Annotated in this window: 32 protein-coding genes and 1 pseudogene; 16 read left to right on the top strand and 17 right to left on the bottom strand. The window is 45.3% G+C overall.

Features of this window, described 5'->3' with window-relative positions:
• Positions 1-75 precede the first annotated feature (75 nt).
• From JCM11217_RS02450 to alaS, 3 genes and pseudogenes are all read left to right on the top strand, one after another.
• A complete protein-coding gene (locus tag JCM11217_RS02450; protein WP_243678104.1) occupies positions 76-675 on the top strand; it encodes an MBL fold metallo-hydrolase in 600 nt (199 codons plus the stop codon).
• 1 nt (position 676) lies between these two features.
• Positions 677-952, top strand: coding sequence for a hypothetical protein (locus tag JCM11217_RS13000; RefSeq protein WP_243678103.1), 276 nt, complete (start codon positions 677-679; stop codon positions 950-952).
• A gap of 109 nt (positions 953-1,061) precedes the next feature.
• Positions 1,062-3,819: pseudogene (gene alaS, locus JCM11217_RS02445) on the top strand (alanine--tRNA ligase).
• On the opposite strand, the gene JCM11217_RS02440 reads toward alaS, so the two are convergent.
• The gene (locus JCM11217_RS02440) at positions 3,803-4,189 is read right to left on the bottom strand and encodes a hypothetical protein (RefSeq protein WP_243678102.1); all 387 of its coding nucleotides are present in this window, start codon (positions 4,187-4,189) and stop codon (positions 3,803-3,805) included. The pseudogene alaS and the gene JCM11217_RS02440 overlap by 17 nt on opposite strands.
• 133 nt (positions 4,190-4,322) lie before the next feature.
• On the opposite strand from JCM11217_RS02440, the gene JCM11217_RS02435 reads away from it, so the two are divergent.
• The 8 genes from JCM11217_RS02435 (at position 4,323) to JCM11217_RS12995 (ending at position 8,792) form a co-directional block, all read left to right on the top strand.
• Positions 4,323-5,303, top strand: coding sequence for a thioredoxin domain-containing protein (locus JCM11217_RS02435; RefSeq protein ID WP_054841948.1), 981 nt, complete (start codon positions 4,323-4,325; stop codon positions 5,301-5,303).
• 6 nt (positions 5,304-5,309) lie between these two features.
• A complete protein-coding gene (locus JCM11217_RS02430; protein ID WP_054841947.1) occupies positions 5,310-5,759 on the top strand; it encodes a nascent polypeptide-associated complex protein in 450 nt (149 codons plus the stop codon).
• A gap of 58 nt (positions 5,760-5,817) precedes the next feature.
• A complete protein-coding gene (locus JCM11217_RS02425) occupies positions 5,818-6,420 on the top strand; it encodes a hypothetical protein (RefSeq protein WP_054841946.1) in 603 nt (200 codons plus the stop codon).
• Positions 6,417-7,040, top strand: coding sequence for a hypothetical protein (locus JCM11217_RS02420; protein WP_243678101.1), 624 nt, complete (start codon positions 6,417-6,419; stop codon positions 7,038-7,040). The genes JCM11217_RS02425 and JCM11217_RS02420 overlap by 4 nt, the downstream gene beginning before the upstream one ends.
• Before the next feature lie 24 nt (positions 7,041-7,064).
• Complete coding sequence (locus JCM11217_RS02415; protein WP_243678100.1) at positions 7,065-7,343, top strand: winged helix-turn-helix domain-containing protein; 279 nt, start codon at positions 7,065-7,067, stop codon at positions 7,341-7,343.
• 50 nt (positions 7,344-7,393) lie between these two features.
• Positions 7,394-7,942 (top strand): 50S ribosomal protein L16, encoded by a 549-nt coding sequence (locus JCM11217_RS02410; RefSeq protein WP_054841945.1) that lies wholly within the window; start codon positions 7,394-7,396, stop codon positions 7,940-7,942.
• A gap of 65 nt (positions 7,943-8,007) precedes the next feature.
• The gene (locus JCM11217_RS02405; protein WP_243678099.1) at positions 8,008-8,631 is read left to right on the top strand and encodes a DUF2192 domain-containing protein; all 624 of its coding nucleotides are present in this window, start codon (positions 8,008-8,010) and stop codon (positions 8,629-8,631) included.
• Positions 8,574-8,792 carry a DUF2192 domain-containing protein gene (locus JCM11217_RS12995; RefSeq protein WP_243678098.1) on the top strand — a complete coding sequence of 73 codons (219 nt, stop codon included), beginning with the start codon at positions 8,574-8,576 and terminating at the stop codon, positions 8,790-8,792. Before JCM11217_RS02405 ends, JCM11217_RS12995 begins: the two co-directional genes overlap by 58 nt.
• Positions 8,793-8,821: 29 nt before the next feature.
• Here JCM11217_RS12995 and JCM11217_RS12990 read toward each other — a convergent pair whose 3' ends face one another.
• Genes JCM11217_RS12990 through JCM11217_RS12965 form a run of 6 tightly spaced genes read right to left on the bottom strand, consistent with a single transcriptional unit; the run spans position 8,822 to position 10,992 of the window.
• Positions 8,822-9,016, bottom strand: coding sequence for a hypothetical protein (locus JCM11217_RS12990; RefSeq protein ID WP_243678097.1), 195 nt, complete (start codon positions 9,014-9,016; stop codon positions 8,822-8,824).
• Positions 9,000-9,239 (bottom strand): hypothetical protein, encoded by a 240-nt coding sequence (locus JCM11217_RS12985; protein WP_243678223.1) that lies wholly within the window; start codon positions 9,237-9,239, stop codon positions 9,000-9,002. The genes JCM11217_RS12990 and JCM11217_RS12985 overlap by 17 nt, the downstream gene beginning before the upstream one ends.
• A gap of 23 nt (positions 9,240-9,262) precedes the next feature.
• A complete protein-coding gene (locus JCM11217_RS12980; protein WP_243678096.1) occupies positions 9,263-9,883 on the bottom strand; it encodes a hypothetical protein in 621 nt (206 codons plus the stop codon).
• A gap of 45 nt (positions 9,884-9,928) precedes the next feature.
• Positions 9,929-10,195 (bottom strand): hypothetical protein, encoded by a 267-nt coding sequence (locus JCM11217_RS12975; RefSeq protein WP_243678095.1) that lies wholly within the window; start codon positions 10,193-10,195, stop codon positions 9,929-9,931.
• Positions 10,196-10,208: 13 nt separating this feature from the next.
• Complete coding sequence (locus JCM11217_RS12970; protein ID WP_243678094.1) at positions 10,209-10,553, bottom strand: hypothetical protein; 345 nt, start codon at positions 10,551-10,553, stop codon at positions 10,209-10,211.
• Entirely contained in the window at positions 10,546-10,992 is a 447-nt protein-coding gene (locus JCM11217_RS12965) for a glycosyltransferase (RefSeq protein ID WP_243678093.1), read from the bottom strand. Before JCM11217_RS12965 ends, JCM11217_RS12970 begins: the two co-directional genes overlap by 8 nt.
• A 231-nt stretch (positions 10,993-11,223) precedes the next feature.
• Here JCM11217_RS12965 and JCM11217_RS12960 point away from each other — a divergent pair, with 231 nt between their 5' ends.
• The 5 genes from JCM11217_RS12960 to JCM11217_RS02385 all read left to right on the top strand — a co-directional run bounded on the left by JCM11217_RS12960 (position 11,224) and on the right by JCM11217_RS02385 (position 12,962).
• Positions 11,224-11,397, top strand: coding sequence for an alcohol dehydrogenase catalytic domain-containing protein (locus tag JCM11217_RS12960; RefSeq protein ID WP_243678222.1), 174 nt, complete (start codon positions 11,224-11,226; stop codon positions 11,395-11,397).
• 94 nt (positions 11,398-11,491) lie between these two features.
• Positions 11,492-11,845, top strand: a complete 354-nt coding sequence (locus JCM11217_RS12955) for a hypothetical protein (RefSeq protein WP_243678092.1) — start codon at positions 11,492-11,494, stop codon at positions 11,843-11,845.
• Positions 11,839-12,084: a hypothetical protein gene (locus JCM11217_RS12950; RefSeq protein ID WP_243678091.1), complete on the top strand. Its 246-nt coding sequence runs from the start codon at positions 11,839-11,841 to the stop codon at positions 12,082-12,084. The genes JCM11217_RS12955 and JCM11217_RS12950 overlap by 7 nt, the downstream gene beginning before the upstream one ends.
• Before the next feature lie 39 nt (positions 12,085-12,123).
• On the top strand, positions 12,124-12,408 hold the full coding sequence (locus JCM11217_RS12945; protein WP_243678090.1) for an aldolase/citrate lyase family protein: 285 nt from the start codon (positions 12,124-12,126) through the stop codon (positions 12,406-12,408).
• Positions 12,375-12,962: a CoA ester lyase gene (locus JCM11217_RS02385; RefSeq protein ID WP_243678089.1), complete on the top strand. Its 588-nt coding sequence runs from the start codon at positions 12,375-12,377 to the stop codon at positions 12,960-12,962. The genes JCM11217_RS12945 and JCM11217_RS02385 overlap by 34 nt, the downstream gene beginning before the upstream one ends.
• Here the strand turns inward: JCM11217_RS02385 and JCM11217_RS02380 are convergent.
• The 10 genes from JCM11217_RS02380 to JCM11217_RS02335 all read right to left on the bottom strand — a co-directional run bounded on the left by JCM11217_RS02380 (position 12,925) and on the right by JCM11217_RS02335 (position 22,252).
• Complete coding sequence (locus JCM11217_RS02380) at positions 12,925-13,236, bottom strand: winged helix-turn-helix domain-containing protein (protein ID WP_054841944.1); 312 nt, start codon at positions 13,234-13,236, stop codon at positions 12,925-12,927. The genes JCM11217_RS02385 and JCM11217_RS02380 overlap by 38 nt on opposite strands.
• A 15-nt stretch (positions 13,237-13,251) precedes the next feature.
• Complete coding sequence (locus JCM11217_RS02375; RefSeq protein WP_243678088.1) at positions 13,252-14,439, bottom strand: ORC1-type DNA replication protein; 1,188 nt, start codon at positions 14,437-14,439, stop codon at positions 13,252-13,254.
• A 156-nt stretch (positions 14,440-14,595) separates the two neighbouring features.
• Positions 14,596-15,024 carry a THUMP domain-containing protein gene (locus tag JCM11217_RS02370; protein ID WP_243678087.1) on the bottom strand — a complete coding sequence of 143 codons (429 nt, stop codon included), beginning with the start codon at positions 15,022-15,024 and terminating at the stop codon, positions 14,596-14,598.
• Between the two features lie 9 nt (positions 15,025-15,033).
• Entirely contained in the window at positions 15,034-16,269 is a 1,236-nt protein-coding gene (locus tag JCM11217_RS02365; RefSeq protein WP_054842071.1) for a glycoside hydrolase family 57 protein, read from the bottom strand.
• 6 nt (positions 16,270-16,275) lie between these two features.
• Entirely contained in the window at positions 16,276-16,836 is a 561-nt protein-coding gene (locus JCM11217_RS02360) for a hypothetical protein (RefSeq protein WP_243678086.1), read from the bottom strand.
• 18 nt (positions 16,837-16,854) lie between these two features.
• Positions 16,855-17,319, bottom strand: coding sequence for a riboflavin synthase (ribC, locus tag JCM11217_RS02355; protein WP_243678085.1), 465 nt, complete (start codon positions 17,317-17,319; stop codon positions 16,855-16,857).
• Positions 17,320-17,372: 53 nt separating this feature from the next.
• The gene (locus JCM11217_RS02350; RefSeq protein WP_054841943.1) at positions 17,373-18,302 is read right to left on the bottom strand and encodes a hypothetical protein; all 930 of its coding nucleotides are present in this window, start codon (positions 18,300-18,302) and stop codon (positions 17,373-17,375) included.
• Positions 18,302-18,955, bottom strand: a complete 654-nt coding sequence (locus JCM11217_RS02345; protein ID WP_243678084.1) for a hypothetical protein — start codon at positions 18,953-18,955, stop codon at positions 18,302-18,304. Before JCM11217_RS02345 ends, JCM11217_RS02350 begins: the two co-directional genes overlap by 1 nt.
• A 261-nt stretch (positions 18,956-19,216) precedes the next feature.
• Positions 19,217-21,877 carry an AAA family ATPase gene (locus tag JCM11217_RS02340; protein ID WP_054841942.1) on the bottom strand — a complete coding sequence of 887 codons (2,661 nt, stop codon included), beginning with the start codon at positions 21,875-21,877 and terminating at the stop codon, positions 19,217-19,219.
• 66 nt (positions 21,878-21,943) lie between these two features.
• The gene (locus JCM11217_RS02335) at positions 21,944-22,252 is read right to left on the bottom strand and encodes a 50S ribosomal protein L31e (RefSeq protein WP_013337627.1); all 309 of its coding nucleotides are present in this window, start codon (positions 22,250-22,252) and stop codon (positions 21,944-21,946) included.
• Positions 22,253-22,284: the final 32 nt, after the last annotated feature.

Genomic DNA, 22,284 nt, shown 5'->3' with positions numbered 1-22,284 from the left:
GCAATACCTACGCAATCTGTCTTATATAATGTAATTATCGCATAATTTATTAAGTAGAATCTCCAGTCATTAATTATGGTGCGGATAATTGAGGTGATGAATAACGTATATCAAATAGACCTAGAACCCGGTGGATTTAGTAACCTGGTCTCGGTGTACGCCATAAACACTGGCAAGGGAATAATCGTGTTTGAGGGAGGACCAGCAATATCTAGCAATGACCTGAGGAATGCCCTAAGAGGATTACCAGGTAATATTACCCACGCATTTATTACGCATGTTCATATTGATCATTACGGAGGCACAGGGGGGGCTTTGACAGAGCTTAACCCAAACATCGAGGTTTATGTCCATCCAAGGGGGGGTTCAAAGGTCCTACCAAATCCAGACATTATTTGGATACCCGCTAGGGAGGCCATGGGCTGGCTCGGCGAATTATATGGTAGGCCACTCGAGGTGCCAAGTAAGAATGCTAGGGAGACTAAGGATGGTGATAGGGTGACTGTTGGCGACGTTACCGTGGAGGTAATACACACGCCAGGTCATGCAAGCCATCACCAATCCTTCATTGTGGAGCCTTGGGACATACTCATTGTTGGGGGGGATGCGGCGGGTATTTATGTTAAGGATCTCGATTACATAATACCGACCACAATGGAGCCCCCTCAGATTTGACATGTATGTTGATAGTGTTAAGAAGTTAATAGCTAGGAATCCAAGGTACATAGCCTATACACACCACTTGCTCGTTCCCAACGCCACCGACTTATTGAATAGGCACCTCAGGCAATTGGATGTTTGGGGGGGTAAGGCTGCTGAGGAGGCTGTTAAGGAGGGATTGAGTGTTAGTGACCTTGAGAGGATTCTCGTGGAGAGGGATCAAGACCTTAGGAGGGTTTATGATAGGCTTAGGAACATGAGCTCATTATCACCTGTTTGGAATGGCTGTTGATGGTTTGTATAAGTACTTCCGAGATCTTGAGACAAAGCGTAAATAGTGAATTTTAGTTGCGACAGGAACAAAATATAAAAATAATCCCATTTTTATTTATCGTTAAGTTATGGAGGAATTGAGGACGAGGTTATTCGATAGGATGAGGTTTTATAGGAAGCAATGCCCATACTGTAAGCACTACTTCTGGACGTTAAATAAGGACCAGGAATCCTGCGGTGATCAACCCTGCACACCGTACCTATTCATAGGCAATCCACCCGGCAAATTCAGGCCTGAGTCCATTAGGATGTTAGGGAGAGGTTCCTGAACTTCTTCGAGAAGCATGGCCATGTTAGGATTAAGAGATATCCAGTAGTTGCGCGTTGGAGGTCTGATGTTTACTTAGTTGGCGCCTCAATCTATGACTTCCAGCATGGGTCACTGAGGGCATTGTACCACCACCAGCAAATCCACTGACCCTTTCCCAACCCAGCATTAGGTTTACGGATATTGATAAGGTTGGCCGTAGCGGTAGGCACTTAACGGGCTTTGAGATGATGGCTCACCATGCCTTTAATTATCCCGATAAATACATTTACTGGATTGACGAGACTGTTGAGTATGCGCATGAGTTCTTCACGAAGGAGCTTGGCCTCAGGGATGATGAAATCACGTATAAAGAGAATATTTGGGAGGGCGGCGGTAATGCTGGTGAGTGTCTCGAGGTTCTCGTGGGTGGCTTAGAAATAGCAACGCTTGTCTTTATGCATTATAGGACCGTTAATGGTAAGTACGTGGAGATGCCCATGAAGATCGTGGACACGGGCTATGGGCTAGAGAGAATTTACTGGTTACTCACGGGTAAACCCACCGTTTATGATGCTGTCTTTGGGCCATTCATTGAGAAGTTAAGGAGTAGGTTAGGTCTTCCAAAGCCAAGCAATGAAATGCTAATGCACATGGCAACTTACTTTGGGCAGCTTGACCCTGAGGTTACGAGTATTGAGAAGGCCTATGAATACATATCGAGTAAGGTTGGTATGGATGTCAATGAGGTTAGGAACATACTTAAGGCCCAGGAGACGCTGTATATACTCAGTGATCATGGTAGGACGCTATCCTGGATGATGGCTGATGGCGTGATACCAAGCAATTCAGGCGTTGGTTACCTAGGTAGGCTATTACTAAGGAGGATGCTTAGGAGTATGTATGTTGCAGGTATTGAAATGCCGCTTACAGAGATTATGAACATGGAACTTGAGTTTCTAAGGGATGATTACCCAGAGGTTTATGAGGAAAGACAGACGATACTTGAGCTGGTCGACCTTGAAGAGAGGAAGTTTAAGGAACTACTTAGGCAGGCACCAGGCATCATCGATAAGGTCGTTAGGGATAGGGAGAGGAGGACTGGCAAGAGGGAGCTCACCGTTGATGACTTAATGATGCTTTATGACTCACAGGGACTACCACCGGAGATTGTGCGTGATATCGCATCATCAAAGCTTGGACTAAGCGTCTCAGTACCTGATGACTTTTACTCAAGGCTGGCCGCTAGGTATCAGAGACAGGTCGGTGAGGAGAAGCCTAAGGTCGATGTGAATCCAGTGGAGGTTCAGGACCTACCGCAGACCAGGGAGTTATTTTATGAGAATATGAGGCTATTTCAATTCAACGCCAAGGTTCTTAGAGTCATTAGGGGTAAGTACGTGGTTCTAGACCAGACCGCGTTCTACCCAGAGGGTGGAGGGCAGGTGGCTGACCACGGCGTTATTAAGCATAGTAGAGGTGAGGCGAGGGTTATCGATGTTCAGAGGGTTGGCCCAGTAATCGTGCATGTTATTGAGGGTGAACCACCAATGGAGGGTGAGACTGTGGAGGGCATTGTGGATTCCACCCGTAGGCTCGACCTAATGAGAATGCACACCGCAACTCACATACTGCTTCAGAGTATTAGGCGTGTCCTTGGTAGGCATGTTTGGCAGGCAGGTGCGGAGAAGAATGTGCCGTTTAGTAGGCTTGATGTGACGCATTATAAGTTACCCAGTAGGGATGAGATTAGGAAGATTGAGGAGCTGGCTAATCAAATGGTTGTTGCCAATTACCCAGTGATCATTAGGTGGTTGGGTAGGACTGAGGCAGAGTCGAAGTTCGGAGTCTACATATACCAGGGAGGCGCTGTGCCAGGGGCTAAGCTGAGGATTGTCCAGGTGGGCCCTGATGAAAGCCATATGATGTGGAGGCTTGTGGTGGTATGCACGTGAGTAATACCGGTGAGATTGGGATGATTAAGATTGTTAAGGTTGAGAAGATTCAGGAGGGTGTTGTCAGGTTCATATTCACCACGGGTAGGCATGCGCTTAATTACGCGGAGTCCCTTGAGGATTCAATTAATGAGGTGTCTGAACTAATTGGTAGGGGGGGTAGGGAGGATGTGGTTAAGGGGTGTTAAGGAATTACTTAATGATGTGGGTAAAATGGAGGGTAGGATAAAGGCGTTAACCAGGAAGGCTATTAAGGGCGATATTGCCGAGGCCATGGATAGGGAGACTACGATAAATGGCGTTGGCTTCACGTACATGGAGTACGAAAATGAGGATAGGAATTACATACAGGAGTTTGCCAAGGAGTATTTAAGCGCGAGGCCCAATACCGTGTTGTTGATTGTTAATAGGGTTGGTAATGGAACTGAGTACATGGTTTACCTGAGCCCTGAAACCGCCAAGCGCGTAAGCATTAGGGAATTAATGGCGAGACTTAACGCAAGCGTTAATGGCAAGGGTGGCGGATCAACGACTTATGGGCAGGGATTCGCCCAGGGCAAGCCGCCAATAGATACCTTCACAAGCGCCATTAAGGCATTCCTAGGGTCTATAGGCTCCTCCTAACAGTCTTTCCAATCTCATCCTTAAAACACCAGATGCCCTCACCAATATCCAGCAAAACAATGCCCAATTTACTAACTAACTTATCACTCAGTAGTACTTCATCGGCACGCTCACTGACCGCTGCATGAGCCATAATACCACCAACCTCCCTATCATTCTCAAGGACCCAGACCTGAACTGCATTAGGAATTAGTATTAACCTAGTCACCGTCCCATCGGCCAGTACGTAATTCCTAACCTCAGAACCACTGGGCAGCTTGGGCAGTAGGTTTAGGTCCTCGGCAACACCCCCCCTCGGTATTAATACCTCCGGCTCCTGGGTTTCATAACCCGTGGTCACCAGCGCCTTTGTCACCGTCGTCCTACCCATGATCGAGGATAATTTAATCCGCAGTCGAATAGCCATTACAATAGTGCACTATTAGGTAATTATTAATACTTTCTTATGAGACTGCGAGATGTTAGTAAGATTTTTAACTTAATTCAATCATTGATTAGGGATTATGTCGAGCAGTAAAAACATAAATAGGATGCTTCTAGTAGCCGTTATAGTACTTGCCGTGGCATTAGCCGCAGTGTTGATTTACTTCCTCGCATTTAAACCACCAACAAAACCAGTAATACCTCCAGGCCAATCAAGCTCCTCATCCAGCTCATCATCTCAGTCCTCCGCATCCTCACAATTATCGTTAGCCACAACAGCGTTTGAGAGAGGCGTTGAGAATTGGTTAAGCATTGAATGCATTTATAATAAGTATGGTGGAAATGCCACGTTGAATGCCGTGAACAATATATACACGATAGCCTATGGCTACATATATGATTATGAAGAGACAAGTAACATAACGTACCTATTAATGTACCCAATAGCTCAATACCAATACATAGCAAGTAAATACCCAGACTGTGCCGTGAGCGAGAGTGACCAAAGCCTGGTTAATACCGTATTAGGCGCATTAAGTAACATAAATACTGTGGCATACACGCTTAACATACCAGGTAACCTGCTTGGTACGCCATTATTCATTGTCTTTGATAAAGCGAATAACGTGACCTACGTATTGGCCGGCGCATCACCCTATGTCTTTGACGCCATTAATGATGCGATAAGGGGTAACATAACCATATTTGTATATCAGGGTCAGGAGCTCGGTTATGGATTTAAGGCCAACTCAACCCAGGTATCTTTCATAAATGAGTTAATCTCCTCTGGATTAAGGATCGGTAATCCCAACGCCAATATAACGGTTATTGAATTCCTAGACCCAGAATGCCCCCCCTACTGCGCACTCTTCCAGGTGATGTACGGCAGATCCTTAGAGACAATGATTGGTAGTGGCTATGTTTATTACGTTATCCATTACTTCCCAACCCACGTACTTGGATACGGATGCTCATCACCAACGATTGCACAAATGCTGGGACCATACTGTGGTAATAACCTCACAACACAAAAATTGTTTAAATACACCCATTTGCATTAATGTATCGTGGGAATAAACCCAAGAGAGGTCAGGAGGTTGCTTAGGCGGTTTGGCATTCAGGACCTTAACCTTGAGGAGGTTAATAACGTAACTAAGGTTGTTATTTACCTAGGTGATGGATCAACCATCGAGATAAATAAGCCCGTGGTCGCTAGGATGAAGATTCAGGGATTATCAATATACCAGGTGCAGGCCAGCGACTCAGACGTTAAAGTTGTTAAATCGCAACCAGCGGTGCCGCAGCCAAGGCAGTCACTAATAATACAGCAGCCCCCCCAACAGGCCGCTACTGTAAAGACCCCCCCGCCACAGTACGAACCGAGTGAGGACGATATTAAGCTCGTCATGGAGGAGACCGGCTGTACAAGGGAGGAGGCGATTAGGGCGTTGAAGGAGACTAATGGCGATATCGCGGAGGCAATAATTAAGGTACAATCACAGAAAGGCACTAAGTAATGAGTTTACTCTCCCTGGGAGAGTTCAGTTTATTAATTAATAATTACAATGCTTACCAATGAGTAGGCGTAAGGTGCTAAATCGATTATTAATTATTTCGTTACTCATAATCGTGATTTCCGAAACCGCCTTATTAATACTAAATTGGCAGAACATAATGATTAGGGCATATACCATCCCAAGTACATTTACTATAAATTCAACCACAGGGCTTGTAATACTAATGTTAGTAGCTCATGATGCTTATGCTAAGGTCATAATAACATTAACAAACTTACCATTATCAAACGCTACATTAACGATTTATCTAAGTAACGGTACTAACATAACCTTAAGGCCTGGCAGTACCATCAGACTAACGTACTTATTCACACCAAGCAGTTACCTCGCATACCCAGAATGTAGTGGGGGGGTGGTTTCACTACCTAATGCGTCAGCAATGGCATACTCATTAAATAGTTTAAGCAATCCTTTCATAATTTATGAATCAACATTTAATTCTGGGCTGCTACGCTTAACGTCATTTAACTTAACATTGGCGGTCTCATCAATTCTTAGGGATATGTCTCCATGTGGGACGGGAACTTACTTGTTAATACTGACCAATGGTAATAATGCCATGGTCATGGTCCAGGTAAGTAGGGTGGTGTTTGTTATATGAGTATTGAAGAAACCAAAACTAAGCTTATGATGCTTAGGGACACACTTACCCGTATTGAAGGTATTAATCATGCTCTCGATGAGTTACCAAAGATACTAATTAATGCATTAATTATTATTGCCGTGATTATGGGTACGCTCATAACCTCCATCATTATATACATAATAACGGCACAAACAATAACGTTATTACCATCAGGGTTGAGTATTCTTACCATAATTACATTATTGGTGGTGGTTCCGTACTACGTATATACACGTATTGATAAATCAATGAAGAGTACGAGTACTTACAGTGATTGGGATAGCAAACTTCAACTCGGCATTTCAGGGATTCTTGAGATATTATCAACACTAGACTTTGACGGTATTGAGTATAAAATTAATAGAGCTAGGATTGGGTATGCTCTGGTAATCATAATTAAGTTATTGGCACTCTCAATACTCCTCTTCCTAGTGGTTTTTATGGTTACATCAGCATTAATTATGGTATTAGGTTATACGTATTGGACATGGTATACGATGGTCATGGCCATCATTATTGATATAGCAATAACACTAGCCTTGAGTGGGATGGTTTGGTCAATGATGTTAAAAGACTGTGGTCCCTCAGTGGCTTAATTATTGAGCTCAGGTGGCTTTACCATGAGCTCCAGGGAATTCAGGCCTGACCTGTACGTATTAGCACGCATTATTGAGGTCTTGGTTAATAATGGGCCTATGAAGAGAACTAGGTTAGCCACAGCCTGTGGTTTATCGTATGATAAATTGGAGAGGTATCTTAATTGGATGATTGAGAAGAACCTTGTTCTCATTGATGGTGATGGCTTCGTCAGACTCACGAGAGATGGTGAGAGAACGTACGAAGAACTTGTTTCATGGATTAAGAGGTATGTTGGTTCGTTGAGGATCAATAAGATTTAATGGGCGTAGTGTTTAAATACCCACACCTCCCCCAGTAACTCGACGTCACTATGCCGCTTAGACCTGGTCGTTGCTATAGGAGGTTGAAGAGACCTTACACGAGGACTGAGTACATAGCCGGCGCTCCATACGTTCAAATACCTAGGTTTGAGCTTGGTAATACGAAGCCTAGGGAGAGGGCTAGGTTTGATTACGTGGCTGAGCTTGTGACTGAGGAGACAGGCCAAATAAGGGCTAATGCTCTTGAGGCTGCCAGGCAGATGGCGTATAAGTACCTGTCTAAGTACGTCGGTGATCCCAACTTCTACCTAAAGATAAATGTCTACCCATTCCATGTGATTAGGGAGAATAAGATGTTGGCCATGGCTGGTGCAGACCGTCTACAGCAGGGTATGAGGCTGGCCTTTGGCGTCCCGTCAGGTAGGGCCGCGAGGATTCTTAGGCCCGGTACAATCATAATGCACCTGGAGATTGAGGGTAAGAACCTGGCACATGCTAAGGAGGCCCTTAGGAGGGCTGCGTCTAAGTTGCCACTTCCTATGAGGATTGTTATTTACCCAAAGCAGGCACAGCAGGTTAAGGTCGTTGCCCAGTCATAGGCCCTGAAGCACAAGGATTATAAGGCGCTAGTTTTTCGGTGAGTTAGAGTAGGTGAATTGCTAATATGAGTAGTGGCTTAGATGCTAGGCAGCTGTATAAGGGCCGTATTGAGGCTGCGACGGAGATATGGAGCAAGATAATGAGGAATGAGGTAAGCACTAGGAACCAGCTTGAGGAGTTAGTATACATAGTGTATAAGCAGAAGGGTATTGAACCATTTAGGGGTTTGAGTAAGGTTAGGATTTACGATAAGGAAATAGCCACAATATACATAATTGGTAAGTATGGCCTTGGCCTACTCGACGGTGAATTAACCAATGCCTTCAAGAATATATTCAATGTGGAAATAGCATGCGATGAAATATATAGTTTCCTTAAGGCTAGGAACTTCCAATTAAATGACAATAACGATACTGAGCAGTTTAGGAAAATGGTTGATAATGAGGCGTTGGGGGGGCCTAAGACCGAGGAGAGAGGATTTAGGTTATTGAGGTACGTATTCACTGGTACGATAATGAGGTTCTTCCCCCCCGAGGAGGATTTCGTGGGCACATATAAAGCATTGAGCACCGCATTCCCAGACCTGGCGAGTAAGTTTATGAGGTATGTGAGGTTCTACGTAGCTTTAGAGTGGCTGAAGACATCGCGCTTGGTAATATTAAGAAGGTTGAGGAGAAGAAGATCATGAAGTACACGCATTGCCTTAGACTTAACATGACTAAATGCGTACCCCCCCATGACAAGTTAATTAGGGAGATAGCCCTCAGGGTGTATAAAGTGCCTAGGAAGGTCCTTGATAAGCTATTTCCCAATGAGGATCAGAGGTCATTCATACCAAAGGCTCAGTAGACACTCCTTAAAATTAAATAATCAATTCCTTATTCCCTAACAACCTTAAAAATAGAACTCCAGATACCGCCCTGCTCAACAACCCTCTCACTCATTATCCTAAACCCATACTTAGCAAGTATTTTTCGTGCCAGGGACTTCCTAACAGTTATAAATACGGCGCTCGAACCATCCCTAAGAACCTCCCTAAGTGCCCTTAATAAGGAGTCATAGAAGTTCGCCAACCCCCCTAAGAGGCTCAACACGAATACCAAAGGGAGGATTAAAAATGGCATACATGCACGCATTATCTTTAATGGCCGGCCTTGTTGAGTCCATAACCACAAAATCAATTAAGGCATCCACACCAGCCTCCCGCGCATTCATCAATGCCCCCCCATTAACATATCCATAGTCAATATCGGCGCATAGAAAGCTCACGTCCCTCCTCATTAAGGCACCCTCAATAACTATCGTACCACTACCGCAGGTTATGTCACAAATCCTCGATGATGAGGCTGGCTTAACATCCTAAACATTGCATTAGCCAGTATGGGATTTATCGCGGCTGGGTGATTAAACCTCCTATATGGTCTATTCCTAAGTGATTTACGGGTTATTGATATGCCAAGCACGCACTTGTCCTGGTCGATAATAAGTCTCAACGTTAGGTCAGCATTATCAAGGTTGAAGAGGGGGGGTTTAATGCCCATGGATGTCAGGAATTCGGAAATTCTCTCACCAAGTAGTGCCGCCGCGTCCGGGCTCCTAAATTCATGATCCCCCCCAGACCTATCAACCACCACACCAATTGTAGTGTTTGGAGTATAGTAGTTGAGTAGTTCATTAAGTCTTAACCTCCAGATGCAATTCCTCAAACTCCCTATGTCTTTACCAACGTTTTCTACGTCGAGTACCGCTATCACATGCTCCACAGTACCCAGTGCCTTTAGCTCATTAATGGTTACATTACCTACATTTATCAGCACCTTACCGGTCACGTTAGACGACCCAAACACCTCAGCTGTAACAACCCTATCCTTGAATAATTCCCTGACTTCACTAATTACGATATCCTCAATCCCAGGCACCGTCGTTAGGAGTATCATCATTCATAAAATGCAGTGGGATAGTTGAGTTAAAAGGTCTTTCGTGATTCATAACATGTGTATCATGGTTGGATTTATGGTTATTACCCTAAGCGTCATTAACAACTGTATTATGCCCGATACCATGAGCGCTATAAGCACGGGCGTCGACGCCATATATAGCGTCAACTTCACGGCCACAGCAACGTACTTAACCAAGTGATACTTCACGTAATAACGCATTTGTGGTTTCACACCCATCAATAATTGATAGATAGTAATAACAGTGATTAGGGATAACTCTATGGATATTAAGTTACAGGCTATCGCATTCACACTCGACAATGAATTAAAGACTAAATAACCAACTATGGACCCAATGGCCAGATGATAAGTACTTAAGCACGGAGTAATTACTGAGCTTAAGTACGAGTAGCGCGTAATTAATTAATTCATGAGTACTCAATTTACTTACACCATAAGCCCTATTCCTGAAGACGTACGGTACCTCAACAACCCTGAAAGAATCACCATACTTAATGTGAAATAACGTCAGTAACTCTAGGATTAGTTTATAACCTGCTGAATCACTTAGCAAGTCAATCACGCCCCTTAATCTCTCCGCATTTACGGCGAAGAACCCGCTAATTGGATCTTTAATGCCGCGGGTCCAGGGCATTAATAACCTAGCCATGTACGTAGCCCCCCCTTACTAATAGCAAGTCTCTTAAATGACCAACCAACGATGCCGCCACCCCCCCAACATACCTACTGGCTATTGCCAAATCCACGCCATCCACAAGCACAGCCTTAATAAGGCTAGGAACTACGTCAGGTGGGTGCTGCAGGTCGGCATCCATGACAACTATGGAGTTAGCGCCCTTATCAAGACAGGCCCTCATGCCAACCTTAATAGCGCTGCCCAACCCAAGCCTGACACCTCTCTCAATTAATTCAGCCCTGTTCGTTGCCTTGGCGAATTCCATAACGACATCCTGAGTACCGTCAGTACTGCCATCGTCAACAACCACAATAAACCAATCATAGTTAGCCAAGTAATTTCTCAGCATGGGTAACAATATCCTCAGGTTGTCGGCCTCGTTTATCGTCGGCAATACAATGCACGTATCCACGTGATAAGTAATAGGACCAAGAGAAATAAGTATTACTTTGACAGAAAAGAATTGATCACCATGGCAAAACGAATCTAAATAAAGTATGTATTAGTTAGTTTAATAATCGATTTCCCTCAATTCAATAATTAATGCGGGTATTAGCAGCTGTACTAAGGGAGTTCAATAAGCCCTTCAGTATTGAGGAGTACGATATTGGGGGAACCTGGACCTAACGATGTCGTAGTAAAGGTGAAGGCAGAGGGCATCTGTGGCCGCGACTTAGTTATCTGGAGGGGTGGTTTCAGGAATTTAAAGCCTCCATTAATTCTTGGACATGAAATTTTCGGCGAGATTGATGGAAGGGCTGTCGGGGGGTATTTGGAGCTATTACCGATGGTACATGCCCATACTGTAGGCTGGTAAGGAGAATTTATGTGTTAATCTTCAATTCTTCGGTGAAGGCAGGCCTGGCGGTTACGCGGAGGCTGTAATAGCGCCGAGAAACAACGTATTCGAGTTGCCGGATGGCGACTACGTTAAGTATGCCGCAGCAGTATGTCCACTGGCGACGGCAATTCACGCAAGTAAGCTGGGCAATGTTGGACCAGGCACTAGGGTTCTTGTAACGGGGGGGGCGGGAGGTGGCGTTGGCGTGCACACTATTCAGTACCTTAAGAGTCTTGGTGCGTACGTAATATCAATAACGTCGCCAGCCAAGGCGGATTTTGTGGCTAAGTACTCAGATGAGGTCGTTACTGATAGGGAGTTTTCGAGGAAGGTTAGGGATGTTGATGTTGTTTTGGAGATCGTGGGTGCCGCCACCATAAACGAGAGTCTCAGGACGCTAAGGCGTGAGGTACGTTGGTGCTGATAGGCAATACCGAGGGCGAGGAGATTAGGTTAATGAGGCCCGCGCTTACGGTAATGAGGGAGCACAGGATAGTTGGTTCGGCTGCGTATACGAGGAGGGAGGTTCTTGAGGCTGTTAATCTTCTTCATAGAGGTGTTGTTAAGCCTATTTACAGGATTTATGACTTTAAGGATGTTAATAAGGCATATGATGACTTAATTAACCAGAGGGTTTTGGGCAGAGCCGTTTTGGTGTTTTAATGGGAAAAATTAATTAGTTATTAATCCTTATGCACCTCTGTGGTTTTGAGGAGGTCCCAATTATTCGTTCCCGGTAATAATGAGCACATGATTAGGAAGGCAGCCCTTGAGTTGAAGCCTGATTCTGTGATTATTGACCTTGAGGATGCGGTGCCAATCGATGGTAAGGAAGCGGCACGTAAGTTAATAAGGGAATTACTTCCACAACTTGATTGGGGGGGTGGTAAGGAGGTTTGTGTTAGGGTTAATGACCCAAAGACCCCCCCTTCTTCTATGCGGACATTGATACCGTGTATAAGATCGATGTCGTTAAGTGCATCGTGATTCCAAAGGCCGAGTTTGACTTAAGCTTCGTATATAAGGCCACAGGTAGGGAGATAGAGCCGCTCATAGAGACGGCTAGGGGGGGTTTGCTTAAGGTTGAGGATGTTGTCAGGAGTGAGGGCGTTACCGCCGTGTCCTATGGGGGGGCAGCCGACTTCGCACTCTCGGTTGGTGGTGTTGTAAAGACTTATGAACAAAACCAGGTCCTTAAGACAATGGTAGTCTCCGCAGCCAGGGCTTATGGGGGGGTTGATCCAATCGATAAGGTGTTCTTTGATATTAAGGATATTGAGGGCTTTAGGAGGGAGTGTGTTGAGGCTAAATCCATGGGTTTCATTGGAAAGCAGGTTATTCACCCAAGCCAGATACCCGTGGCTAACGAAGTCTTCTCACCAAGTGAGGAGGAGATTAATTGGGCTAGGAGGGTTGTTGAGGCTTACGAGAGGGCTGTTAAGGAGGGTCGTGGAGCAATAAGCCTTGAGGGTCAGTTGGTTGATTACGTGCACTATAAATTGGCTAAGAGGATCCTCGATTTCGTGAATCGGCCTGGTTAGCGAATGCCTGCTCGAGCTCCGTGAAGAAGCGTTCAATGGCTAAAACCCGTGGGTCGCCCTCGCTAATCCTTATTATCCTTATCCTACCAAACCTCTTCTCCTCAGCGATGCCAAGTCTCTTAAGAGCCTCTATGTGGTACTCAATCACCTTATAATTAACGCCCAACTCCCTGGAGAGCTTCGTTATATTCACCTCCTTATACTTAATCAACGCCTTAAGTACCCTAACCCTAATCCTCGATGAGAATAGGTCCTCTATGAAATCGACACTCACGTACCCAACTCACCCTTAATTATCTTTTCCAACTCCTCCTCTAACGTTTCCAGGGGGCTCTGACGGTATTGAGATCAGCGTTGTCCTACCCCCCCTCATACCCTTACTAGACGTCCTAGTCTCAACAAAGCCCTTCGTATTTAAGTCCCTAAGGTACTCCCATAACTGTGTGTGCTTCCTGGGCTCCTGACCATATTGCTCACAGAGCATTTGATACTCATCCTCAGCGGTCCCAAAGGGTATGTAGGGCGAGTTTGGATTCTTCATTAAACTCCTAACGATGGCCAGTAGAAATATCTTCTCATGAAGAGGCAGCATTCTTAACTCATCGCTCCTAATGCCCCTAAGCGTGTTCTTTATGGCCTCCCTAACATGCTCAGGCAGAATCCTATCTGCACCCTTCATCTCGGCGAGCTTTGAGGCCCTCCATAATATGTCAATGGCATACCTAGCATCACCCCCCCTATGCTCATCCATTAAGTGCTCATCAACGCCAGCCACATCCGCTATCATCTCGAGTATCTCCTCATCATACACACCATCAATTAAAGCCTCCTGAGCCCTTGCCAGGAGTATCTCGAATATTTGATCCTTCGTGTACGGTTCAAACCTAATCACGGCATTACCAAGCGCACTCTGGGAACTCCTATCGAGTTGATCCCTAAAGGTTAGGTCCTGGCTAATAAGGATTAAGCCAAACCTATACTTATCACCCCCCCTACTTACATACTCCTCGCCAAGCCTTATCAACGTGCCCAACGCATGCGGACCACTATTATTAACTAGGTGGAATACATCATCGAGAGCCACTATTGCGTATATGTCCTTCTCCCTAACCATGTCAAGAAGCATCTTAAGTAATTCCTCGGTCGAGAATCCCCCCCTCTTCGGTATTGCAATGTTTAATTGAACACCAATGTCCTTTAGCACCGAACTTAGTGTTCTATTGAGGAAGCAGGACACATGAACATACCTAACCCTCTCACTTGATCTAACTACGTAATTTCCAAACTTCCTACTCGTCACGGTCTTACCACTGCCAGGTCTGCCGATGAGCACGACCTTCGGATACATAGACCCTGGATCCTCAAGAAAACCGCTGAAGTACGTCTCAAGCTGTTTCAATTGCTCCTCCCTATGCGGCAGCTTACTCGGTATGTACTCCGGCGTTAATGCAGCCTCGTTCTTAAAAATCCTCGGCATTTACTATTTCTTTAGTAGAGAGGTAAAAAATAGTTTTTGGTTACTATATAAGCCTTGACCTAGGTTAACTGAAACTTTCACTAAACCCTCACAAACGTCCTCGGACCCACGTAAACACCAAACCAATTACCCAAACCCTCAACAACAACTGCACAATCAGAAGCGCCCCCCCCTATACATCGCATGAAAGCCAAGACCTCTCAATAAATTAATTATTGAAGACTCACAATCACTATCGCTAATTAATGATCCACGTAACCTACACCTAACAACATAAGTCTCGCAATCACTACTCACGTATCTACGAACAACATCTATTAAATCGTTAATCGTATTATAACTCCCCTCATGGATAATCGGAATTATCGAAGTAAGTACGTTCTCAGGTATTGGCGCATTAATAAGGAGACCAGCCACATACTTAGGATCTATATTGGTCTCCACGATTAAGACCCCCCGAAACTCCGTGGCCCTAACGCTCACGTCTCTATCAAAGAAGAATAGGTAGTCCCTAATGTCCTGTCTCACGCCGTACTCAAAGGACGACTTAACAGTAATTAATACCTTATTCACCATAGCGCTCATTATACGGGATTACTCGACTCCATGACCTACGGCCCTATTAATGCCCGTATTGGCGAGGGCACAGGTAATACCTACGACAATGTCTTCCACGGCCTTAAATGCCGTAAAGGCCGAGTTATAGGGATTGAAATAACTATGAACCTCACCACTCGGTCCATGCTTCATTGACATGTAGTAATAGTGATCACTCGTTAGTAAGTACCTCCACGTCTTTTCAAGCCTATTCATTTTCATTAAATTGCCTATGGAGATCACGTGATCAAACGCGATTCTTTGAAGATCATTCCCGCGCCATGCGCTATCGTCCTTCTCGACATCGGCCCAGGAAATCACTGAGGGTATGTCTAAATAATCAATGGGTTCCTCATTCGCTAGTGATGATGGGTGTATGAACTCAACATCTGCCCTACGCGCCTCCTTAGGAAGCCATGCGAGAAAATCAAAGATCCCACTCTCACGCCAATGATGCTCACCGAATGTTTCAAAGTCCAAGCCCACCAAGACAAAGTCCCCTGGGGGGGTTGCCCTAATCCAGGCCATGTACTTATCGGCGGTCAATGGCCATTGATCCCAAGACCTATTACTAAACCTAAAGCCTATATCGTCAGATAGCCTATAATGCCTAAGCAACAGCCTCACCCTAGAATTGGGTGCGCCGTATAGGTATGTTGGACTTCTCCAACCAAGCACCCAATCAACCCCCCCTTCCGTGAGAACCACCGATGCGCCCGCCTTCTCCATTAGTAAGCCCCCCCAATCATTCCTATATAGGAATTCAGTATTCTCAAAGACAAGGGGTACCTGACCAAATAATGACTTGTTCGTCTCAACGTGATCCTCCAACTCCCTGAGAAATAAATCCCCCCCGCTGACGAATGACGCTAAGGAATGGTGATAAGGCTCAGCAACAAGTTCGACAATACCCCCCCTCCTCACCAAATCCCTCAGTAAATCGATAACCTCAGGCCTCCACATTAGTAATTGATCAATTAATGAGCCGGATATCGATATAGCAGCCCTAAAGCCATCATTGCCTAAATCCCTCATTAACTCGAGGGTGGGCATGTATGACTTATCAGCAACTCTATTCAATATCTCCCTATTTACTTCATCATTAAATATTATCGAGTTTATTGTAGGCTCATCCACCTCACCACGCCTTAAATCACATAACTTATCAAGCACGCCATACCTCAACCTCCTGGGTTGATGCATCTCAAGGAATAGTATTAATTTCCTAACCATAACCAATCACTCCTCAAACCACTGATAGGTGCTTACTAACCTCTTAATATCCTGCTCAACCCTCGACTTGGCATTGCCTAGGAACCTTAATAACTCATCAATATAATCATCACTTAACCTTCTTCTTTCCTTCACTGTATTTAAAACCCTCGAGATAACATCAAGGTTAATGAATAAATCCACGATAGACTTACCATAAATAGAATCCTTAACATCACCACAACTTATTACGAATACCTCGGATGCCTTCAACCTATCACCGCTCATTAACCTTAATGTAATCCTTATGGACCCCTCGCTAGGACTTAAATTCAGGCCAACCCTGCTTATGCTGAGCTTTAAACCGACACCCATCGTCAACACTTGGTACCAGGTTAATTCCCTATCCATGCTCACGTCCTCATCAATACTGGCAATGCCTGGGCACTTATCGCCATACCTAATGACGTACTCCGAAACCAGTGGGTCCTTTCTATCCTTAACATTGATAAGCAGATTATTATTTATTAATTCATCGAATATCTTCCTCACAAGCTCAAGGGATGAACTCACAACGAGGACACCCACATGGTATTAATAAAGCTTTTACTTAATAATTGGTCCGACATCCGGGCGACCCTGCCTAAGGCCCATACCAGCCCACCTCGTCAGCTCACCCCCCCTAAGCATTAATATGAGGTTCCTGGCGTGCTTCCTCGACCTATCAACGGCTATGTCAAACAATTCCTTCTCATCGCTTGCTTCATCCTCGTGAACCGTCACATCTATTATCGGTTTATCATACTCAATCTGAAGCATTATAAGGCCCATGGAGGCCACGGCGTAGGTTATCTTATCCGTTAAACTTGGCCCAATCCAACCAAATACCATGACCGCGTCGACGCCCTTATTAATGAGTTGTTTAGCAGCCCAGGGAGTATTCTTGAAGCCAGGTACTGTTATTCTCTCTATCACTATGGAGGGTTCATTATTCCTTAATTCCTCAATTGCGTACTTAGCCATGTCGACCCTGGCGAATGTCGTATCGACAATACCAACCCTCAGCACCATTAACCTGGCATTTAAATAACCGCCTTATAACAATTAACGCATTCAGTGATTAATCACTCGGTTTCCGCTTCATTACTTTCAATCTCCAGGAACCTATCAATGCTTATCTTATCTATTGACTCGTCTATCGTGCCTATGGTGCACGTTGAGGAACCATGCCTATATAGAACCTTCTCACCACCACTCGTAATCCTAACCACCAGCGTACCCTCCCTACCACATATTGGGCATTTACCAACCGCCACACTGACCCACGTCCTACCACGAGAACGCGCCCAGTCAGCCACCTGCCTCAGGTAATTCCTAATGCCCTCTTTATCCAATGTGCTCGGTGGAGTTAAAGCCCCCCCTGCATTGCGTTTCTCCTGCGCGGTCGTCGGCTCTGTGATTAACTTATTATAGAGCTCATCAACGATCTTCGCAGTCTCATCGGGCAGTACAATCTTATCGCCTAGCTTATTAAACGGGCACACGTCCCTTAACGGGCATGATGCGCAACTCATTGTCTTAACGCCAACCTCCTTACTCTTCAACGACTTAATGACCGCATCAAGTAATTCCTTACCCCACTCAGGATTTATCGTTATTGCCAAGCCCTCCTCAATATCGCCGTCTATGTTCTTAGATAGGTAATGCAGTTGTATCTCCGTATTGAGTAGCGCAGCCACCAGCAGCGCCTCGACTATGTGGGACTTAACATTATCTTTAAGAAGCATGAGCTTCGGTAATACTAATGAATCACCGCACCTGAGGAGCCTTGGTAATTCAATCACCATATCCTCAACCCTAACCACGTGCTTCTCCGTAGCGCATACCGTTAAGACCCTCGGTAAATACTCGCTATAGGCCTCATCCATTATACTAACGTCTCTCCTCAACGACAGCAATGAACACTTAGCAATCGATGTTACGAAGTGCGTATCTCTAAGTTGCAGCCTATTTAATAGGTAATTTGCTAGGTCTGTTATTTCCTCGAGACTCATCAGCCAATCACCTTAACCCCCCCTGCCTTTGATACTTCTTGCTTTACATAATCGAGATAATTATCAAGCAATTCCTTACCTGGTAAGAAGACCTCATGAGGATTCCTAGTCCTCATTATGCATATGTTCCTAAACCTACATACCTTGCATGATGTTGTCTTAACAGTCAATGCGCCAATGTCCCCCCCACCCTCCACAGCCTTTACCCAAAGCTTGAAGGCGTAAATGACCGGATAGCCAACTTCAGGAATTATCTCGATAGGGACTATGTTACGTAGCACACCATCACTAAGCACTAGGTATAGTATGTACGTGTTCTTATTACCCGCCGCCGAGTAGAAACCTGCCTGTATCATGTCATGGAATAACCTAGCCTTCGTAACCCTACCCATTATGGTCTTGAACTCCAGGTAATAATTACCGCAGTCAAGGTCTGGCTTACCCCTCATCGTCCAGGCATTGTACGTGTACATGACCTCAACACCCTCAATGCACCTATTACCAAGCCTATTCTTTATCTCGGCAATTGCCAGGCTATGTATCATCTTACCCAATAAGTGCATTGTCACGTCACCCCAATCAATACTTGGCGTCTTACCGGTTAGGTAATAACTCGGTATTAACGCGCATTGCGTGAATAAGCCGACAGGCACATTGCCAGGCTTATCTTAACCATGGACTCCTTTATCTCATTGAATATCACCTTACTCAAGCCAACGTCCTTATTAATCGCCTCAGTAACCTCCTTCACAATGCTCGTTAGGAATATCCCTCCTTTACCAATTTCGTAACTTCCTCAATTACGTTCTTCAATGCTTCAGGTTTTTGACTCATGACAATAATGTGAGGGGGGGCACCCTTTAAATTACTAAGCCTACAATGTTCTTCGTATTAATAGGGTTAAAACACAACGGCTAAATCATTAGGTTAACCCTCCTCACAAAATCCTCATACTGGCTAAGCAACTCCTTATTCAGTGATGGTCGTACTTTGCCAAGCGCATACTCAAAGTCCTCCCTAGTAATCCTAACCTTATTATCGCCGCTCAACACCCTATCCAAAGCCCTCATCTTAGCCTCCCTAACCAACGCCGCTAAGTCAGCACCACTGTAGCCCTCAGTGACCTCGGCAACCCAATCAATCACCCCCTCCTCAACCTCCGCATTCCTAATGTGTATCCTAACAATCTCACGCCTGGCATCCCTATTTGGTGGTGGTATGTAAATGACCTTATCAAACCTGCCAGGCCTAAGAAGCGCTGGATCAATGAACCAGGGCCTATTGGTGGCCGCTATGACGATTACGTTGTTAAGCCCCCTTAGCCCATCCATCTCGGTCAGTAATTGGGCAATGACGATGGACCAAACACTACCTGTTGGTGAATCCCTGGGCGGCGCCACTGAATCTATCTCATCGATGAATATTATGGCTGGTGCGTTATCACGAGCCATGTTAAACACGTCCTTAACCACGGCAGCAGCCCTCTCGGGCCCGGCCCTAGCCAACTCGGCGCCATTAAGCTCTATGAAGTTTGCCTTTAGCGTATTAGCCGTCGCCTTGGCAACGAGGGTCTTACCAACACCTGGAGGACCAAAGAGCAAAATTCCATGTATTGGCTCAATACCCAGCCTCTCAAGTACGTCCCTCCTCTGCATCGTGGCAATCACATACCTATTAATGACCTCCTTAACCTCCTCAAGATCACCAATGTCATTCCAAGTAACCTCTGGAATACCGACCTGCGCCTTACCATAGGTTCTCAACCTACTATACTGAAGCCTGAATGCATCGTACTTCTCCAGCAGGTCATACGTGAGGCTCGGCTTATACCTATTTATTATCTCCTCGAGCTTTTCCTGGGTTATTGGCTTACCATCCTTCAACGACTCAAGCACGGCCGTCCTAACCACATTCATTATGTCCGCGCCCGTGAACCTATCAGTCATCTTAGCAAGCCTTGCATAGTCAATCGGCCCCCCCTGGACAGGCTTGCCCCCCCTCAACATCGCCTCAAACATCCTAGCCCTGGTCTCCTCATTGGGCGGTGGCACGTAGATAACCTTATCGAATCGACCAGGCCTAAGCAGTGCGGGGGGGTCTAGGAGGTCCGGCTGGTTTGTCGTTCCAATTACTAAAATATTCTCATTACTCTTGGTTATCCCATCCATCTCGCTAAGTAAAATATTTAATAGTCTTGGCGTAACATCATCACTCACATACCTAGTCCTGGCCTTGCCAATGGCATCAAACTCATCAATTATTATCACTGATGGCGCGTAGTTCCTGGCGGCCTTGAAAAGCTCGGTTAGCCTATTCTCACTCTCACCATAATACTTACTGAGCAATTCTCCAAGGTTCATGATTATTGTCGTCCAACCCAACTTACCGGCTATTGCCCTCGCAAGCATTGTCTTACCAACACCAGGAGGACCGAATAGGAGGACCCCATGTATTGGCATTAAACCGTACTTCTGGGATAGCTTAACATCCCTGAGTGGCGTTATGACTGAGGTCTCTATCTCATTTTTAATGTCATCAAGCCCAATCACATTGTCCCACTCGCTTGCGAGCGACTTAAGCTCATCCTTATTTAGGATTAATTGATAACCCCGCTCAAGGGCAACCACCGACTGCTTCTCCTCCTGCTCAAACTTAATCTCAACAAGCCTGAAATGCATTATTAATGGTAGTATGGCGAGGCTTATGACTAGGGCTGGCAATAAGCCCTGCATTAGTGCATTAACGTCAATGCCCTGGTAAAGCCCGAAGTACGGATTCATATAAAATAGTAGGTAGGTCATCAACGCGTAGGCCGTCATCGTGCCAATGGCAGGCGCGAGGAACCTAACCACCTTATTGTCATGCGACCTCAACCTACTTGATATGACATATGCCGTGTAAGCCGCCAATGCCATTATCGGCGGCAATACGTAAGTGCTAGTCCAGGTAAAAACTCTATCAATTGCCTGGGACAGCCCGTAAAGCCCCCCCACGTCCATGCTACTCAACGCACTCGTTATTGAATTGATAGTGAGCGACTGCAGTGGTGCTAGGTTTGCGTTTACGTAGCCAAACCAGGGAACAACCATGTTGTTAGCGTTTAATAGCAGTAACGTTGGTATGTATAGTATTAGGAATGTAATCAACGACTTAAGCGGCGTTACTCTCCTCGTAACTCCAATCGTGAGACTTGGTGAAGTTAGTATTAGCGGTACTGAAAGAACGTAGAGTGGGTTTGGCATTATTGAGAATTCCCAAGCAAGCATACCAACGCCGACACCCAACCAATCAAAGACTCTAATCAGTATTAGGAGGATTAATATGAGAAGCAGAACACCAAGTGCCGCGTACTTATAAACATAGAGCAGCGCCGGTATTAGGAGTATTGCCATGATTGCGAAGCCAAGCTTGACATGCCCTGAGTAGGCGAGTGCCGTGGTCACTGCAATAATAAGTAGCGCAATTGGTACTGGGTAGAATGGGAAGTCAATTACGAATGCTATTAGGGAGATTGCCAGGTAGAGAGTTGCCGTGAAAAGCCTAGACATTAACTGCAGCGTCTTATTACTAATCACGTTAATGAGGGATAAAAAGCCCTTTAAAAAGAATCGGCTAATTCAGGAAGCACTAGGTATAAACAGCTACTTCGACTCAGCCTTCTCCTCAGCCTTTTCGGGAACGTTCAACGTAACCTTAACAGTGCCATCACTATACTTAGTGACCTTCACCTCAATCCTTCTGGGAGGCTTCTCAATACCCCTGGACCAAACATACTCATTAACACTATTATCAATCTTAACCTTCTCAGGATCAACCTTCATGTGCCTAGCCACGAACTTCCTAATTAACCTCACAGCGTATGGAGACCTCTTAGTCCTTGAAACCTCCCTAGTCCTCCTTAGATTAATTACGTAAACCCTCTCAACCTCAACCTTGGCGCTCTCGCTCATCATGCACGATTAAACTGTGGACTTAATAAGCA

Origin of the sequence: Vulcanisaeta distributa JCM 11217, assembly GCF_001316005.1 — an archaeon.
Lineage (GTDB): Archaea > Thermoproteota > Thermoprotei > Thermoproteales > Thermocladiaceae > Vulcanisaeta > Vulcanisaeta distributa_B.
Note: the sequence above shows the minus strand (reverse complement) of the source record. Positions and strands in the feature narration are given on the sequence as shown.